The sequence below is a fragment of the Sporosarcina luteola genome, from assembly GCF_023715535.1.
Classification (GTDB): Bacteria; Bacillota; Bacilli; order Bacillales_A; family Planococcaceae; genus Sporosarcina; species Sporosarcina luteola_B.
The window spans coordinates 1-461 of the sequence record NZ_JAMBOI010000050.1 but is presented as its reverse complement, the minus strand read 5'-3'; the positions used below and the strand labels follow the sequence as shown (position 1 = coordinate 461).

Below are 461 nucleotides of genomic sequence, written 5' to 3'. Positions count from 1 at the left end.
ATAATAACCCGACTGCGGACGGGCGACGATGCGCCCCTGGCTTTCCAGCAGCTGATAGGCATGGCTGACGGTCATAAAGCTCATGCCGCTGCTGATCACCTGCTCGCGCAGCGACGGCAGCCGATCGCCAGGCAACCAGACGCCAAGGGCGATCTGCTCGGTCAGTTGCTGCGCCAACTGTTGATACTTTTTCATTGCGGCCGTCCCCGTACGATAACGTCCCATTATCATATATCAGTTATAAAAAAATCATAGTTTCCTGTAACTGTTATATCTGCAGCGGCGGCCGCGTCGCCGTGATAGCACGGGATGGGTTTAAAATATCACCACCCAGAATAGCGAGATTAAAACAAACCAGAAGATAATCATTACGCCAAGCGTAATGCACAGACTCTGTAATCCTTTTTCAGACATTGGCATTCCCTTTTATTTATTCCCGAGCTCATACAGTACAAATTAGC

1 protein-coding gene is annotated in these 461 nt (G+C 49.7%); it reads right to left on the bottom strand.

The annotated features are described in order from the left end of the window. Window positions 1-195: GntR family transcriptional regulator (locus M3191_RS18250; protein WP_251701734.1), on the bottom strand; the 195-nt coding region annotated here is incomplete at its 3' end. Window positions 196-461: the final 266 nt, after the last annotated feature.